The sequence below is a fragment of the Ginsengibacter sp. genome (assembly GCF_057362405.1).
In genome coordinates, this window is record NZ_JBMQQG010000221.1 from 13,750 (window position 1) to 32,841 (window position 19,092).

The window sequence follows — 19,092 nt, forward strand, 5'->3', positions numbered from 1 at the left end:
CGATGAAAGCCACATACCTCATTTCTATCCTGTTTTTTACTAAAACGCTTTTCGCCCAAACCATAATTGATCGTGATCCGGAAATTTCGCAAATGGTCAATGAAATTTCTAAAGACTCTCTTCAGTCTTATATAACCACGCTGGTTGCCTTTGGAACCCGCAGCACTTTGAGCACACAAACAAACCCCAAAAGAGGCATTGGGGCTGCAAGAGCCTGGGTGCTGAATAAATTTAATGAGTTAGCTAAAAATTCCGGCGGAAGATTAACTGCGTTTATAGATACCGTTATTATTGAGCCAAACGGCAAGCGCATAAACAGGCCCATACTCCTTGGCAACGTAATAGCAACTTTAAAAGGAACCGATCCAAGTGACCATCGGATTTTTATTATCAGCGGGCATTTAGATAATATGCGAACTAACGTAATGGACAGTACCGGTGATGCACCCGGTGCGGATGATGACGGAAGCGGAACTTCAGCAGTATTGGAATGTGCCAGGATCATGAGTAAACATTCTTTTCCTGCAACTATTATTTTTGTCGCTGTTAGTGGAGAGGAACAGGGTTTGTTTGGTTCAACCTATATGGCAGAGAAAGCAAAGAAGGAAAACTGGAATATAGAAGCGGTTTTGAATAATGATATTATGGGGAGCAATAATAGTAATGAAACCGGTATTATTAATAACACAAAAGTTCGTGTATTTAGTGAAGGCATTCCTCATTATGATACTGAAGAACAACTGAAACGCATTATGGCGCTTGGTTTAGAGAACGACAGTAAATCGCGTGAGCTTGCCCGTTATGTGAAAGAAGTTGGGGAGCGTTATGTTGATCATCTCGATGTAGTCCTGGTATATAGAACAGACCGTTTTTTAAGAGGTGGCGATCATTTGCCTTATTTGGAAAATGGATTTACAGCAGTAAGAATTACCGAGATGAATGAAAACTATACCCGGCAGCATCAGGATGTTCGCATGGAAAATGGTATTCAATACGGCGACCTTCCAATACATATCGACTATGAGTACCTCCGGAAAAATATAGCCATGAATTTATCGAATCTTGCTAACCTCGCAAAAGCACCTTCAATGCCTGAAGATGTAAAAATTGAAATAAAAAAATTGACCAATACCACCACACTTTCCTGGCTGCCGCCAAAAACAGGAAAAGTTAAAGGGTATTATATTTTGATAAGAGAAACGTCAAGCCCTGTTTGGCAAAAGAAACTATTTACGGCCAGTACACAAATGACATTTCCTTATTCCAAAGACAATTATTTCTTCGCTGTGCAATCGGTCAATGAAGGTGGAAACGAGAGTTTACCTGTAATTCCTGATGTTGGACGATGATAGATGAATTGTCCATGATTGTCAATAAATAGTGTTTGGAATATTATTGAACCATTGATTCGTACATTTAATCTTCACGAACAGTCACTATAGAATAGAGGTTGGATGCTTACGAGCTGCTTTTTTTAAATAAATAATAAAAGGGTATCCCTATTAACGTTAATGCAATACCAGTAATGCTTTGCGTGGGATTACTGATAAGTGTGTTTATCAAAAACGCCAACACCAGTATAATAAATAGTGCTGGCGCCACGGGGTAGGCAGGGATCCTTTCGGTAATTATTTTCTTCATTTTCATTTTAATAAGACCAACTGCGCCCAACGCGTAAAATGTAAAACTGCCAAAAACAGTCATATTCGTAAGTACATCAAAAGTGCCCGAGATAACCAGAACACAACTCCATATCATAGAATATAACAATGCATTGTAAGGCGTCCGGTAAATGGAGTGAACTTTTGCCGCATTTTTAAAAAACACATTTTCCTGCGCCATCCGGTAATACAATCTTGAATAGACAAGAATGAGTATGTTGAGGGTGCCAAAAGAACTAATCATAATCAATAAGGAAATTAATATCCTTCCTTTATTTCCCATGATAAGACCTAACATTTCCGAAGCCGCAATTTTATTTTCGGACAGGCTTGCCAGTTGGGTGAGGGATAATGTACGGATATATGCGGCGTTTACCAGTACATACAAAACCATTACAATGCATACGCCGATCACAATTGCTATGGGCACATTTCTTTTTGGGTTTTTTATTTCTCCTGTAACTGCGGCAACATTTACAAATCCATCATACGCCCAGAAAGCGCTAAGCATCGCCCCAAAAAACAAGCTGACAAAAGAAACACCCGAAAAGTTTTGCAGAGGAGTAATCGTTTCAGGCTTAGCCATAGAAGGACTGATAAGCACAAATCCTCCTAATATTAGAAATAGTATACCCAATATTTTTGCTGAAGTAATTATGCTGTTTACTACAGATACTTTCTTTACACCGCGATAATTGAGCCACGTCAACAACATGATAGTTATAACAGCAAATATTTTTACTCCCGAGAAAGCGAAGGGGTAAAGAGAATGAGCGATAGAAATATTACTCAGATTGTGCAAAGGGTCCGGGATAGTAATAAGGTTATTTACGGACTGTGAAAAGATGAAACCCACTGCTGCAATTGATCCGCTTCCAACAATTGCCAAAATGGTCCAGCCCAGGAGATACGCTACAAAATTCCCGAAACAGATGCGCAGGTATTCATAAAGCCCACCGGAAGCTGTTGTGAGTTTTGCAAGGCCGGCAAAAGTAAAAGCACCTAATAAGGAGATACATCCGGCGACAATCCAGGCCAACAAAATATATTTTTCAGTGAGGCCGGTCGCAGCCATTGGCACAATCTTTTTAAATACGCCGGTACCAATCATATTACCCGCAACTATTAAGATTGCAGGAATGGGGCCAATTACCCTAAGAAGAGGAATTGCAGTTTTGTCAATAATCTCAATATTTTTTTCCACCAAACTTTAAGATAGCAAAAAACTTCTTATATAAATCTGTCCGGTTATCTTTTTGTTATCGGCCAATTTTTTTTCAACCCTACAAATACCGGAAGGAAACTAAATACCTGGAAAAAAGTACTTGTATTATCGATTCTCTTTATTCGCTAAATAAAGAGTTTATGCCTGGGCGGGAATAGTTGCGCCGCAAGCAATTTTATTTACGCGGGTCTTGTGCCTGCCACCTTCAAAATCGGTATGCATAAACACTTCAATCATTCTTTCAACCACGCCTTCTCTTACAAACCTTGCGGGAATACAGATAACATTTGCGTTATTATGTTTACGGGCCAGTTCTGCCAGTTCCTGTTCCCAACAAACAGCTGCCCGTATCTGTTGATGTTTATTTGCGGTTATAGCTACGCCGTTAGCGCTGCCGCAAATTAATATTCCAAAACTTGCTTCGCCACTCTCAACCGCATTTGCAACAGGATGAGCAAAGTCGGGATAGTCCACTGAATCCGTGGAATACGTCCCGAAATCTTTCCAGGTTACACTTTTACCATCGAGGAAGGAAATGATATCTTCTTTATATTCGAAACCCGCATGATCGCTGCCGATGGCAACGGGCAATGCTAAATTGAAAGTACATGACATAACAGAGGTTTTTATTACTTTAAAGGTAAATAAAATACTGCTCAGCTATTATTTAAAATTTCATTTTTTAATGAATTAGAATAATATTGAATACAAGATATTTTCAACTCAACCCTAATGAAAATATCAATAATAAATTTTAAGAAAATTCAATCAATAGCATCATAGACCAATCCGGCCACTATTGCATAAACGGCGTGGTGTAGCAAATCAATCGCAATATCTTTTGGTTCCCATTCGCTAAGGGGTGGCGCAATATCAAGTTTGGGTTGAATGGTAACTGCGGTTCCCCAAACAGAAGCCATATGCAGCGTAGTTGCTGCAAACCCGGTAATACCCGCCATCGATAATAATCCACGCATTACTCCCCAAGAGGTACCATATACCCAATGTACTTCATTAGATAAATCTTCTTTATTTCCGGGAGACGCCTCAATATGCAACGTTTTCTTTACTGCTTTGGCGGGGGCGTTGCTGGATTTTCTTTTTGTTATCCGCATTTCAATCATTTGCGAAGCTGTTATGGCAATGGTTCCTGCAAGTCCTGCTATAAGCCCTTTACCAATGGCGGAACCCAGTTCTCCTAATACTGTTGATTCGTTTGAAGTACTTTTCATAATAACACAGGTTTAATTTCTGTTTCAAAAAATATTCACTGCAATTCTCACGCCTAATCCTATTTTGTAGCTTCTTTAGTTTTTACAAAGCTTTGTAAAATTACTTTCCAAAAATAAAGCTGCCCGGTATTTGATATATATTACACCTTTGAAACAATTTTATATGATAAAAACATTTTTGAATCTGCTTCTTATTCTTTTCCCGCTTTTTTTTAGTTGCAAAAATGGCAAAAACATCAAGAGTAAAACTCCCGTTATTGTATATCTGCCCCAGAAAAGTGCATCTGACTCAAATCTTAAAAATGATGCAACTGAATTTAAATATGATCTCAAAAACCCAAACCATACCTGGAAATTGCCGGCTCAGTTGGTGGAGGTTTCAGGCAATACATGGATTGATGAAAATCACCTAATTCTTATTGAGGACCTTCACGCTAATTTATATTATGTAAAGATTGACGATAAAACGGCAACGCTTGAAAAAACAATTCCATTTGCGGATAATGATAAGGAAAAGTTTGACATTGAAGATGTGACCTATATTAATAATACTGTATATGCTTTGTGGAGCCATGGCGATCTTTTTAAAATAACCGATTGGCAGACCAAACCTGTAATTGAAAAAATTAAGACCGGTTTAAAGAAAGAAAATAATACCGAAGGCCTGTGCTATGATCCCGTAACACAAAAACTGCTGATTGCCTGCAAAGACGAACCTGGAATTGCTGATGCAAAAAAATCAACAAAAGCAGTCTATGAATTTGATATGGGGCAGGAAAGATTAATCAAAAATCCATTCCTCCTGATTAATAAAAAGGATTTTAAAAAAGTAACCGATGAGAAATTGGATTTCTTCCCTTCTGCAATAGCAGTACACCCTGTTACGCACGATTTATATTTACTGTCAACCCGGGATAATAAATGTATGGCTGTTTTTTCTCACGACGGCGTTCTCATATCACTTCAATTTATCGACAAAGACCTGATGCCCCAACCCGAAGGAATTTGTTTTTCACCAGACGGGAAATTGTATATAAGTTCTGAAGGCAAAAAAGGAGAGGCGGGTAATTTATTTGAATTTGATCCTGATAATAATTAACCGCATTGTAATACTGTAATTTTCTCTTTTTCTTTTACACGTTATAAACGTCCTTTGCATTTTTATAAAAGGCCTGTAAATCTTTTAAAACAAAAAAATACGTCTAATAAAGATTTTGTTAAAGTTTTGTGATTTCACAAAACTTTTTTATGTTTGTTTATGCAAACGATTGCACGACCTATCAACTGGATAAATTGAGATTGAAAAGTGACTTTTGGTCAAAAATTAGTTTGAAAGTTTTATAGGAAACGATTGCACAGGCTTCAGTAGAATAAATAGAGGTAAATAAATTTTGCGAAACTCCATCACTTAAGTGCGATTTAAGCAATGCGTTTTGTTTAGGAGAAAGCGGTAAAATTTAAAAAGAACGTAACAAAAAAATTAACAATTTATCTGCTTGACAGATAATAAATCTTAATTAAGACAACTCCCATTTCATAATCACCTTAAAAACTTAAAAAATTATGTAATAAAAATTTAAAAAAAATTTCCATCAAAATTAATTGTCAAAACAACAATTAATCTTCAAAAATCAATGAATTCTTAATCATCAAAAATTACATTATGAGAAAACTCATCAATGCCTATTGCCCTGATAGCATAAGCCCCACCGAAAAACACACTTGGGATTTTTTCAAAAAATTTATTTTTATCAATCTTATTATTCTTACCAGTTTTGGAGCGGAGGCTCAAAATAAAATCCATGTAACTGGCATGGTAAAGGACGAGAAAGGTAGTCCTGTCGCCGATGCGACTGTAACCGTAAAAGGCTCCAAACTGGGCGTAACCACAAATACGGACGGAGCTTTTTCGTTAGATGTTCCCAATCAAAAATCGGTTCTTCAAATTTCTTCAATTGGCTACCAACCACAAGATGTTGTAATAGGTGGTCAAACGACCTTTTCTATTAATCTTAAGGCTGCAACAAACCAACTTAATGAAGTGGTAGTTGTAGGGTACGGTACACAAAAAAAGGTAACGCTTACCGGCGCTGTAGCACAGGTAAAAGGAGACGAGCTAAAAAAATCGCCTGCTGTAAATTTGTCTAATTCATTGGCTGGTCGCTTACCGGGTGTTGTTGCAACAAACAGCAGTGGTGAACCGGGATATGATGGTTCTGCTATACACATTCGCGGAGTCAATTCTTTGGGAAGCAACGATGCGCTAATAGTTATCGATGGGGTGCCAGCCCGTGCCGGTGGTTTGGACCGCTTAAATCCTGCTGACATAGAAAGCATGTCTGTATTGAAAGATGCATCCGGCGCTATCTATGGCGCACGTGCTGCTAACGGGGTAATATTGATTACTACAAAACATGGTAAATCAGGCAAGCCTGAATTATCCTACAGCTACAATAACGGATGGGGTCAGCCTACTGTTATACCTAAAATGCTGAATGCAGTTGAATATGCTACTATGGCCAATGAAATAGAGATATATAAGTTAGATCCCTCCAAGTGGGCAGATGCATCAGCGGCTTTTAAAGCAACCGGAAGTTATACTGATCCGGTAAGTGGTAGTGTATCTACAGCTCCTTTTCAACCTGCAGATATTCAAAAATACAAAGATGGTTCCGACCCGTGGGGACATCCGAATACGAATTGGTTTAAAGCAACCTTGAAAGATTGGTCACCACAATCACGCCATAACCTCCAGTTGTCAGGCGGCTCAGAGAACGTAAAGTATTTGGCTTCTTTAGGATATGAAAACCAGGATGGGTATTACAAACATTCGGCTACCGGGTACAAACAATACGATTTTCGTATAAATCTCGATGCGAAGGTTAATAAATATATAAACGCTTCTCTTGGGGTGACCGGGCGTCAGGAGAACCGGTTCTTCCCAACAAAATCCGCTGGTTCTATTTTTAGAATGCTGATGCGTGGTTATCCATACAAGCCTGCTTTCTGGCCTAATGGTTTACCAGGACCGGATATTGAAAATGGGGAACAACCTGTAGTAATTACTACCAATCAAACCGGTTATGATAGGGACACGCGCTATTATTTACAATCAAACGGCAAAATTGAAATTACGATACCTTGGGTAGAGGGCCTGAAACTCACGGGAAATGTTGCGCTGGATAAGTATATCCAGCAAGGTAAAACCTGGAATACCCCATGGTACATCTATAGTTGGGATTATGCAACATACGAGGCAGATGGGAAAACACCAGTTTTAACGAAGGTGCAAAAAGGCCCAACTACTCGACCGACCCTTAACGAATACACCACTGACCAGCTAAATTCATTATTAGAAGGTATATTATCCTACGATCATAAATTTGGAGACCACCACGTTACATTCCTGGCGGGGGTAACCAAGGAAACATCCAATGCTAACTACTTTAATGCATATCGTCAGTATTTTCCTTCTGTGGCTATTGACCAATTAAATGCTGGAGGCGCAGTCGATCAAAAATCAGGTGGCAGCGCATGGGAACGTGCAAGATTGAATTATTTTGGACGTGTCGGTTATAACTACCAGGAAAAATATATAGCTGAATTTTTATGGAGGTATGATGGGTCTTATAATTTCCCGGAAGCCAAACGTTTCGGATTTTTCCCTGGTGTAACTGCGGGATGGAGAATTTCAGAAGAGAATTTTTTCAAGAATAATGTCCGGTTCGTAAATTCTCTAAAACTCCGTGGTTCATGGGGTAAATTGGGTAATGATGCAATATACTCACGAGGTTCGCTAGTAGAGTATAGCTATCTGCCCACTTATGCAATTACCAGCTCTGGCTATGTGATCAATAACCAGGTAGCCACGGCGTATCATGAAAATGGCATTCCCAATCCCAATATTACATGGGAAATAGCCAATAATTATGACGTTGGTTTGGATGCTAGTTTTTTAAACAGCAGGCTAACGCTTGAACTGGATTATTTCCAGAATCATCGTTCGAGCATCTTATGGTTCAGGAATGCGTCTATACCGCAGAGTGCGGGTTTGACATTGCCTGCAGAAAATATCGGAAAGGTTGCTAATAAGGGTTACGAATTTACAGTGGGGTACAACGATCATTTCGGCGATTTGCATTTTAATATTAGTGTAAACGGTGGTTATGCAAAAAACAAAATCGTTTTCTGGGATGAGACACCAGGCAGACCGACTTATCAACTGTCCACCGGGCATCCTATCCCCAATGATATAAATAATCCTGATGGTATGCTGCTGTATCAGTACGATGGCGTTTTCAAAGATCAAAAAGATGTAGATGCCAATAAGCTTGACTATACCGGTGTTGGTGGCGCCGGAAAACTTTTCCCAGGCAGTATGAAATTTAAAGACGTTAATAACGATGGAAAAATAGATGCTAATGATAGGGTAAGGTCAGATAAGACTACCACACCTACTTTCCAGGGAGGTTTAAATATCGGATTGCAGTATAAGTCCTTTGATTTATCGATCTTGTTCCAGAATTCTTCTGGTGGTGAACTTTTCCTGCAGACAGAATCAGGTACTATCGGTAACTACCTGCAATACTCTTACGATCATCGCTGGACGATTGACAACCCAAGTTCAGTTGACCCTCGCACAGTGGATAGAAACAACCAATATTTTTCTAATCGCAACACCTACTATATGATGAGTACTGATTATGTAAGGTTAAAGAACTTGGAGCTAGGGTTTACGCTTCCGGATAATATAGGTAAAAAGGCAGGTATTAAGGGACTGCGGATATATGTTAATGGCCTTAATCTTAAAACATGGGCGAAGCAGGATATTTTCGATCCCGAGTCGCTTAACAGCGGCCTGCAATATTATCCTCAGGCAAGGGTAATTAATGTGGGAGCAACTCTTACTCTTTAAATCTATAAAAAACTCACAAAAATGAAACGAATAATTAATAGCATCATTCCAATAATTACGATAAGCACCTTGCTTTCGGCATGCAACAAAGATTTTTTAAATACGCAGCCGCTGGATAAGCCACCTGCGTCTACGGTATGGGCTGATCCATCTCTCTCGGAAGCATTTGTTACTGATATCTACAACGTATATCATGATGGTATTTTGAACCAGGAAAGTATGGACTGCATTAGTGATAATGCGTTATATAATTTCGGCAGGGCAGATATAATGGAAGGTAACGTGAGCCCCGGCGCTACCGGCTGGGTAAACAATACCTACGAATGGGGTGAGATGTATCTCCGTATCAGGGCTACCAATCTTGCACTGGAAAATCTTGCAACAGCCACTTTTGATCCTACCATGGTTGACCGCTTAAAAGGGGAAACCTATTTTTTGCGTGCTCATTGTTATAACCAATTATTACGATATTATGGAGGAGTCCCTCTCATTAAAACTCCATATGCATTAGATAATCCCGATTTTACCATTGCAAGGAATACTTACGAAGAATGTGTAAATTCAATTGTTAGTGATCTCGACTCTGCTGCCTTACTGCTTGATGGCAAAACACTTGGCTTGGGTCGTGCTACAAAAGGCGCAGCTATGGCCCTCAAGGCAAGAGTATTATTGTACGCCGCAAGCGATTTACACGATATCCCGACAGCGAAAGCAAAATCATCCCTGATTGCCGGATATTCAAACCCTGAGTTATTGGGCTACGTAAGCGGCGATAGGGTTGACCGTTGGAAAAAAGCCCGTGACGCGGCTAAAGCTGTGATTGATTTAGGACAGTATGGGTATAAACTGGATTTGATCGCTCCGTCAACAAAAGAACAGGCTATTGCTGATTACACAAATGTGGCGTTATCTAGAAATGGTGGTGAAAAAGAAACTATTCTGGCAAAATACTATATTAATGCATCTACAGATGATTGGGGAGCATGGTATCCAAGGAACAATACTACTAATGGTTATCATGGATGGACATCCAGCGAACCAACGCAGAATCTTGTAGATAATTATGAGATGATGGATGGTACTAAGTTCGATTGGAATAATCCGACGGAAGCTGCAGCTCCATACGAAAACCGGGAACCAAGATTTTATGCTTCTATCTTGTATGATGGAGCTAAATGGAAGCCCCGTACAACTGATGGTGCCGGTATAGATCCTTATGGCGAAATACAATTCGGTACGTATGAAGTTGGAACCGCCGGTTCTGCAACCACCTATTTTGGCTTGGATACACGCAATAGTTCTATCGAAAATTGGAACGGTACCCGCACCGGTTATTCAATAAGAAAGTTTTCAAATGACGATTTAGGAATTGTAGATATGAATCAAAAACAACAAATTCCATCTATTCAAATCAGGTACACAGAAGTCGTATTTAATTACATAGAAGCTCTGCTTAATCTCGGTGATGAAACAACCGCCAAAGAATGGCTTAATAAAATCCGATTCAGGGCTGGATTGCCTGCCATTACAGAAAGTGGCGCAGCGCTCATGGCAAGGTACCAGAATGAGCGCAATATCGAAATGCTTTTTGAAGAGCAACGTTTTTATGACGCACGACGATGGATGATAGCCCCGCAAACCCTTGGACAAAAAGTAAGAATAATGGTTATTAACGGAAAGCTTAAGCCGGGCAAAACAGTCACTACATACCGATACGACAAGAATAATTACGATTACATATATAGGGTACAAAATATAGAAGCCGGGGTTGAAAACCGGGCATGGAATGATAAATTGTATTTCCCACCAATCAAGCTCGATGAAATGCAAAAGAATAATAAACTTATTCAGAACCCGGGCTATTAATAAAATTAAATGACTTTAAACACTATGCCGGTTATTTATACCGGCGTAGTGTTTAAAGCATGATTGATGTTGGGAAAAATAATAAGGCTAATAAAATAACCGCTGAATAAATATTTATGCAAAAGACAATAATCCAAATAGGTTCCAAAGTTCACCTTCGCTTTTTAAAGTAATCGTCTGCAGTCAGTGAATGCTACAAATACATAAGACGGATACCTGGTTATTACTCGTGCGTATTTTCCTGGTTTAATCGTCTCAATTGACTGCATGATAAATAATTAAAAGCTATTTTTGGATGGCTCATCTGGTTTTTTAAAATTTTAAAAATCAATTCATTTGAATAGAAATATTGTTCGGAATTCTATTGTGGCACTATGCGTATTAATAGCCGCCTGCAATAATAATGGAGATAAAAGGTTGAATAATTCTAAAGACGATAGTCCGCATTTATTTACTTTGTTGCCTCCCGACTCCACGCATATAGATTTTAATAATTCAGTAGTAGAAGGGTTAAACACCAACGTCTTGCTTTATGAATATTTTTATAATGGCGGCGGTGTTGCTGTAGGAGACGTGAATAACGACGGCTTGCAGGATATTTATTTTTCAAGTAATCTTGGCGATAATAAATTGTATCTGAATAAGGGTGGCATGCAGTTTCAGGATATTACTGCTGTAGCCGGTGTTGCGGCAAGACCCGGTCCCTGGAAAACAGGTATAACCATGGCAGACGTAAATGGTGACGGAAAATTGGATATATATGTTTGTTATTCCGGCAAACTACCCGCTGCAAAAAGAATGAATCAGTTATTTATTAATGAGGGAAATGATAACAATGGTATCCCCCATTTTAGTGAGCAGGCGCAACAATATGGATTAGCAGATTCTTCTTATACCACGCAAGCTTATTTTTTTGATTATGACCGTGACGGAGATTTGGATGTGTTATTATTAAATCACAATCCTAATTCATTGCCGGTGTTGGATGATTCAGTTACTTCGATGATTCTGAAACGTTCCAATCCTATGACCGGTATAAGATTATTTAGAAACGATAAAAATCATTTTACAGACATTACAGAAAAGTCTGGATTGAGCAGTTCAGCCTTAACTTATGGACTTGGTGCTGGTATAGCTGATTTAAACGGTGATGGCTGGCAGGATATTTATATTTCCAATGATTACCTGGTTCCTGATTATCTCTACGTTAATAATCACAATGGAACATTTACTGATGTATTGCAAAAAAGCCTCGGACATTCCAGCGAATTTTCGATGGGAAATGATGTGGCCGATATTAATAATGACGGCCTGCCGGATATTTTTACGTTAGATATGCTGCCTGCTGACAATCACAGGCAAAAATTATTAGTATCCCCGGATAACTATGGAAAATTCGATCTGGCTCTTCAATCAGGATTTTATTACCAATATATGCGCAATATGCTGCAAATTAATAATGGTAATGGCACCTTTAGCGAAACCGGGCAATTAGCTGGTATTTCAAATACAGACTGGAGTTGGTGTCCTATGTTTGCAGATTACAATAACGATGGGTGGAAAGATCTTTTTGTAACCAACGGTTATCTGCGGGATTTTACTAATATGGATTTCATTAACTACATGAATGATTTTGAAAAAAGCAGGCAAAGATTACAGAAAAGCGATGTGCTGGCGTTAATAGATAGCATGCCTTCCTCCAATGTTATTAATTACTTATTCAAAAATAATGGTCCCGCCTCAGGCGGGATTACTTTTGCTGATGTGAGTAAAGATTGGGGAATTAATTTGCCATCCAACAGCAACGGCGCTGTTTATGCCGATTTGGATAATGATGGTGATCTGGATTTGATAGTTAATAATATAAACAAGCCTGCATTTGTTTATGAAAATGAAACTAACCGACAATTAAAAAATAATTATTTAGAAATAAAATTAAAAGGCGAAAAGCAAAATACCCAGGGCATTGGTGCAAAAGTAACTATTTATACAAAAGGGAAGCAACAATACCTGGAACAAATGCCCGCAAGAGGTTTCCAGTCCTGCGTATCACCTATATTACATTTTGGATTAGGAGCCGATAAAGAAATTGATTCTCTGCAAATAATATGGATTGACGGGAAAGAGCAGATCATTACGCACGTTAATGCAGATCAACTTATCACTTTAGATGAAGAAAACGCCCTACCCGGTCGCCCGGTCTCTAAATTACATCCGACCATATTTAAGGAAGTAAAATCACCTGTAGATTTCGTAGATCAGTCTAATACTGTCAATGATTTCTTACGTCAATCTCTACTGGTAAACCCAATGTCATTTTTTGGCCCCTGCCTGGCCGAGGCGGATGTAAACGGCGATGGATTGAAAGATGTATTTGCAGGCGGCGGAAACGGGCAGGCATCCGCATTATACCTCCAACAAAAAAACGGGCAATTTATTAGAAAACCTGAACCAGCCTTTGATGCAGACAAAATGAGTGAGGATGTGGACGGGTTGTTTTTTGATGCAAATGGGGACGGTTTTATTGATCTATATGTATGCAGTGGCGGATATGATAATTATATGCCGGACGATTCATTATTACAGGATAGATTATATATTAATGATGGCAAAGGAAATTTTACTAAAAAAGCCGATGCCTTGCCAGTAATGCATACCAGCAGTATCTGTGTTCGTGTGGCTGATATTAACGATGATGGATATCCTGATTTGTTCGTGGGAAGTCGTGTGATTCCCGGCCGTTACCCTGAAATTCCCGATAGTTACCTGCTTATTAACGATGGCAAAGGTCATTTTAAAAACAACATTGAATCATTGGCTCCTGAACTGCAAAAAATTGGAATGGTAACCGATGCTGCCTGGGCAGATTTAAATAACGATGGTAAAAGTGATTTGATAGTAATTGGTGAATGGATGCCGGTGAGTGTATTCATTAATATTAATGGACACCTTGAAAATAAGACAATAAATTATTTTGATAAAACTTACAGTGGTTGGTGGAATAAATTATTAATAAACGACTTTAATCATGATGGCAGGCCTGACATTGTTATCGGAAATTTTGGATTAAATTCTCAATGCCGGGTAAGTGATAAAGAACCAGCAGAGTTATATTATAAAGACTTTGACAACAATGGCACCGTAGACCCAATTCTTTGCTTTTATATTCAGCATAAAAGCTATCCTTATGTAACCAGGGATGAAATTATTAACCAGGTTCCTGTTATTCATCACCGCTTTCCTAATTATAAAAGTTATGCCGATGCAACAATGAAAGATATTTTCACAGACGAAGAAATGAAAGATGCAAAGCATCTTCAGGCTAATGAACTAAACACTGCTTTTTTTGAATTGGGCGCTGATGGAAAGTTTCATGAAAAGGCATTACCGTTGCAGGCACAGATGTCACCGGTATTTACAATTACGGAACTAGACTATGATAAAGATGGAAACGCTGACTTGCTTTTATGCGGCAATATTAATCATGCCCGCTTACGTTTTGGAAAAAGCGATGCGAACTACGGGGTTCTTTTAAAAGGCGACGGCAAGGGCAGTTTCAATTATATAAACCAGCAGCAATCCGGGTTTCATATCCGGGGAGATGTGCGCAGTGTAATTAATATAAACAACAATTTATTATTTGGCATTAACCAGGGAGATGTTAAAGCTTATAAATTAAAATGAAATATCTGGCTATAAATGAATATCGATATGGACACTGCAAAAAATAATCAAATCACTTAATTGAAACATAAGGTAACGATAAGTGATATTGCGAGAAGGCTTAACGTAACGCCGGCCACGGTATCCCGTGCATTGAGCAATCATCCTGGTATTAGTCTTCAAACAAAGGAGGCCGTTAAAAAAACAGCCTCGCAACTAAACTATAAAAAAAACACCATAGCCGCTTCTCTTAAATCCGGCAAAACCTATGTAATCGGCGTTATTATTCCAAGCGTAGAAATTAATTTTTTTGGATCTGTTGTTCATGGAATTGAAAGCATCGCTAACTTAAATGGATACAATGTTCTTATTTATCAATCAGATGAAGACATGTATCACGAAGCGAAAGGGATTGAAACATTTTTAAGCGCAAGAGTAGATGGTATATTAGCTTCCATCGCAAAAAACACCATTGACTTCTCTCATTTCCTGGAGGTAAAAGCAAGAAAAATTCCGTTGGTTATTTTTGATCGTATAAACGATCATTTAGATCTCCCGTCTGTTGGTATCGATGATTTTAAAGGTGCATTTCTGGCAACTGAGCATTTGATTAAACAAGGCTACAAACGAATTGCCCATATTTCAGCGTCACAGCATATAATAAGTATTTGGAATACGCGGTTAAAGGGATACATGGCAGCATTAGCAGCGAATAATATTCCATTTGACGAAAGTTTAATTTATGTTGGTAATATTTCAATAGAATCAGGAAAAGAAGCTATAAAATATTTTTTTGAAAGGCCAAACCCACCCGATGCCATTTTTGCTGTGGAAGATTTTACAGCACTCGGAGCGATTAAAGAATTGAAAGAAAGAAATATAAAGATTCCTGAAGAGGTTGGTATTTTTGGCTTTGCAAATGAGCACTTTGGCGAACATATTACCCCCGGGCTGTCAACGATTGACCAGCAAACTGTATTAATGGGAAAAGAATCAATTAAATTATTATTGGAATTAATTTCCGGAAAAGAAAAAAATGAACCAGTGCATCGGAAAATCATTTTAGAACCCATTCCTGTTTTCAGGGAATCCTCCATGAAAAAAGAAAAAATTTTAAATAACAAGAAGATGAAAAATTTCAGTTGATTTCTCAGTCATTTATAAAACTATTTCAAATATTTTATTATAGCAAAATTAAATCCCAATGAGGAAATTATCCATACTCCCTATTTTAATATTATGCTTTGTCCAACTATTGGCTCAATCCCAGGAACCGCCAGCGTTTTGGGAAGATGAATTTAAAAATGAATTCAATCGTGAACCGATGCATGCCACGTATTTTGCATATGAAAATAAAGACCTGGCATTAAAGAACGATCCTGTTGAATCAAAGTATTTTCAATCACTAAATGGAGAATGGAAATTCAATTGGGTAGATAAACCAGACGACCGCCCCTTAGGATTTTGGAAGACGGATTATAACGATAGTCATTGGAATAATTTTAAAGTACCCGCTACATGGGAAGTAAATGGATATGGTATTCCCATCTATACCAATATTCGTTACGATTTTGATTACCTGATGAAACCAAACCCTCCGCATGTGCCCCATCAATATAATCCTGTTGGATCTTATCGCAGGGAAGTAATGATCGATAAAAGCTGGAAGGGCAAAGACATCTACATTCAGTTTGGTGCCATACGCTCCTGCTTTTATTTGTGGGTGAATGGCCAATGGGTTGGTTATAGCGAAGACAGTAAACTTCCTGCGGAATTCAATATCACAAAATTTGTAAAACCCGGGCAAAAAAATTTATTAGCCTTCCAGGTGTATCGCTGGAGCGATGGCAGCTATATTGAAGACCAGGACATGTGGCGGCTCGCCGGTGTTAACCGTGATGTATTTATGTATGCCCGTAACCCCGTTCACATTCGTGATGTACAGATAATCCCTGATTTAACCGATAATTATGTGAACGGACAATTAAATATCTGCCTTGATTTTTTAAATAATAATGACAGGGCATTAAAAAGCTATAAGGCTTCATTTGAATTGTTGGATCCAACAGGAGCGCCCGTTGGTGAAGCGTCTGTGAGCCTGTCAGATTCTGTAGCATTTAAAAATGTAATTATAAAAATGAACGATCCCAAAAAGTGGTCGGCAGAAACGCCGTATTTATATACGGTACTTACAACCCTAACTAACGGAAAAGGACAAACGATTGAAGTGATTCCTCAAAAAACAGGATTTAGAAAAGTTGAAATAAAGGACGGCGTATTATATGTAAATGGAAAGGCCATTTTAATAAAGGGTGTTAACCGGCATGAAATGGATCCGCTTACGGGGCAGTATATTAGTAAAAAACGCATGGAACAGGACATCAGAATCATGAAAGAAAATAATATCAATGCTGTTCGTACGTGCCACTATCCTAATGATCCTTACTGGTACCAGCTATGCGATACATATGGATTGTACGTGGTAGATGAAGCAGACCTCGAATCGCACGGAATGGGTTTTGGCGCTAATTCTTTATCTAAAAAACCCGATTGGTTTTTGCAACATTTTCAACGCGATTCCCGTGCTGTAGAACGGGATAAAAATCATGCAAGCGTAATCGTTTGGTCGATGGGTAATGAAGCGGGAATGGGAATCAATTTTGAAAAATGTTATGACTGGATCAAACACCGTGATCCATCAAGACCGGTAGAATATGAACCAGCCAGTGCAACATCTTACTCTGATATCTTTTGCCCGATGTATCCTTCACCGGAAGATATGGTGAATCATGTAAAATATGATAGCAGCAGTAATCATAAGCCATTTATATTAGTGGAGTATGCGCATGCTATGGGCAACACGGACGGTAATTTCAATGACTATTGGGATACGATTCGTAAATATTACCCACGCATGCAGGGCGGTTACATCTGGGATTTTGTGGACCAGGGTTTTCAAAAAATCACAGATCGCGGAGATACCATCTGGGCTTATGGTGGAGACTATGGTGTTGAAATGCCAAGCGATCAAAATTTTAATTGCAATGGCCTTGTGGCTCCAGACCGCAGCCTGCATCCTCAAATGCTGGAAGTAAAGAAAGAGTACCAGGATATACTCACTTATCCCGCCGACATAATGGTGGGCAAGATTAAAGTTTACAATGAAAATTTCTTTAAAAACCTCGATAACGTAACATTAAATTGGGAGTTAGTTGCCGATGGAAATGTTATTAAAAAAGGTACCGTTGCATCTTTGCAGATTGCTCCGCACGATTCAGTATTGGTTGATTTGCATTACAGTTTACCTCGTGTTGGCTACAAAGAAATTTTTCTAAATGTATATTATAAAACAAAATCAGTGGAAGGCCTTTTGCCAGCGGGTTGGGAAATTGCAAAGGATCAATTAACGTTATATAGTCATTTAGGAGATGTTGCCTCAGTTCCTGCATCGTCAATTTTACGGGTACGGGTTACCGATAGTATAATTGACGTAAGCAATGAAAGCGTGAAATTTAACTTTAGCAGGCATGATGGCCTGTTGCACGAATACAGTGTTAACGGGAACAATTTTCTTAAAGAAGGGTTTGATTTGAAACCTAATTTCTGGCGACCGCCAACGGACAATGATTTCGGTGCAGACCTCCAGGTAAAGTTGTTGAACTGGAAAAGAGCCAGCCACACTTATACACTTCTTGGTTTTACGATTGATTCTTCCAATAATAAAAACATACAAGTAAACATGCATTATTCGCTGCCTGATGTATTTGCTTATCTTGATATCAATTATCAATTAAATGGTGACGGCGTAATTAAAGTAACCGAATCAATGCAGGCAGATAGTTCGAAGGAGGAACCGATGCTATTTAAATTTGGAATGCAAATGATGTTGCCGAAAGAATACAACCAAATGCAGTGGTATGGCCGCGGTCCTTCAGAAAATTATTGGGACCGCAAGGATGATGCTTTTGTGGGACTATATACAATGAGCGTGCATGATCAGTTTCATGATTACGTGCGACCACAGGAATCCGGTAATAAAACAGATGTGCGATGGGTTAAGCTAACCAATGAAAAAGGAACCGGTTTATTTATTATTGGTGATACGGTTTTAAATATTGCCGCCCGTCATTATCTTGACGAAGATCTGGATGATGGACTTGAAAAACATAATAGGCATTTCGGTGAATTAAAAGAAAGAGACCTGACAAACTTAAATATTGACCTGGAACAAACAGGTGTTGGTGGTGTTAATTCCTGGGGAACATGGCCTTTAAAGCAATATCGCCTCAATTATAAAAATTATAGTTATTCATTTATGATAACTCCCATAAAATAAATATTGGTTTGCGGGGTTAAAGGAATTAATTTATGTGGCTAACCCGATAAACAAGGTTGCAATAACCTGGCACAAGATGCCAAAAAATATTCCGGTATAGATATCTAACGAGCGGTGATCACTAACTATCAGGCGACTTGTGCAAACCAATCCCGTTATTAAAAAAATAACCATAGCCTGGAGGAAAAAGCCAT

10 protein-coding genes are annotated in these 19,092 nt (G+C 38.7%); 7 read left to right on the forward strand and 3 right to left on the reverse strand.

The features are described 5' to 3' along the window. Positions 1-2 precede the first annotated feature (2 nt). Entirely contained in the window at positions 3-1,349 is a 1,347-nt protein-coding gene (locus ACO1O5_RS18840) for a M28 family metallopeptidase (RefSeq protein ID WP_486273001.1), read from the forward strand. Between the two features lie 109 nt (positions 1,350-1,458). Here ACO1O5_RS18840 and ACO1O5_RS18845 read toward each other — a convergent pair whose 3' ends face one another. The 3 genes from ACO1O5_RS18845 to ACO1O5_RS18855 all read right to left on the reverse strand — a co-directional run bounded on the left by ACO1O5_RS18845 (position 1,459) and on the right by ACO1O5_RS18855 (position 4,118). After that, positions 1,459-2,865 carry an APC family permease gene (locus tag ACO1O5_RS18845; protein ID WP_486273003.1) on the reverse strand — a complete coding sequence of 469 codons (1,407 nt, stop codon included), beginning with the start codon at positions 2,863-2,865 and terminating at the stop codon, positions 1,459-1,461. A 159-nt stretch (positions 2,866-3,024) separates the two neighbouring features. Continuing rightward, a complete protein-coding gene (gene rpiB, locus ACO1O5_RS18850) occupies positions 3,025-3,501 on the reverse strand; it encodes a ribose 5-phosphate isomerase B (protein ID WP_486273004.1) in 477 nt (158 codons plus the stop codon). Positions 3,502-3,650: 149 nt separating this feature from the next. Further along, complete coding sequence (locus ACO1O5_RS18855; RefSeq protein WP_486273006.1) at positions 3,651-4,118, reverse strand: hypothetical protein; 468 nt, start codon at positions 4,116-4,118, stop codon at positions 3,651-3,653. A gap of 163 nt (positions 4,119-4,281) precedes the next feature. Here ACO1O5_RS18855 and ACO1O5_RS18860 point away from each other — a divergent pair, with 163 nt between their 5' ends. The 6 genes from ACO1O5_RS18860 to lacZ all read left to right on the forward strand — a co-directional run bounded on the left by ACO1O5_RS18860 (position 4,282) and on the right by lacZ (position 18,898). Next, entirely contained in the window at positions 4,282-5,217 is a 936-nt protein-coding gene (locus ACO1O5_RS18860) for an SdiA-regulated domain-containing protein (RefSeq protein WP_486273008.1), read from the forward strand. 564 nt (positions 5,218-5,781) lie between these two features. Then, entirely contained in the window at positions 5,782-9,033 is a 3,252-nt protein-coding gene (locus tag ACO1O5_RS18865; protein WP_486273010.1) for a SusC/RagA family TonB-linked outer membrane protein, read from the forward strand. Between the two features lie 21 nt (positions 9,034-9,054). Next, a complete protein-coding gene (locus ACO1O5_RS18870) occupies positions 9,055-10,899 on the forward strand; it encodes a RagB/SusD family nutrient uptake outer membrane protein (protein ID WP_486273012.1) in 1,845 nt (614 codons plus the stop codon). Between the two features lie 336 nt (positions 10,900-11,235). Beyond that, entirely contained in the window at positions 11,236-14,583 is a 3,348-nt protein-coding gene (locus ACO1O5_RS18875; RefSeq protein ID WP_486273014.1) for a VCBS repeat-containing protein, read from the forward strand. Between the two features lie 60 nt (positions 14,584-14,643). Next, positions 14,644-15,708, forward strand: coding sequence for a LacI family DNA-binding transcriptional regulator (locus ACO1O5_RS18880; protein ID WP_486273016.1), 1,065 nt, complete (start codon positions 14,644-14,646; stop codon positions 15,706-15,708). A gap of 58 nt (positions 15,709-15,766) precedes the next feature. Next, entirely contained in the window at positions 15,767-18,898 is a 3,132-nt protein-coding gene (lacZ, locus tag ACO1O5_RS18885) for a beta-galactosidase, LacZ type (RefSeq protein ID WP_486273018.1), read from the forward strand. The last annotated feature ends 194 nt before the right edge of the window (positions 18,899-19,092 follow it).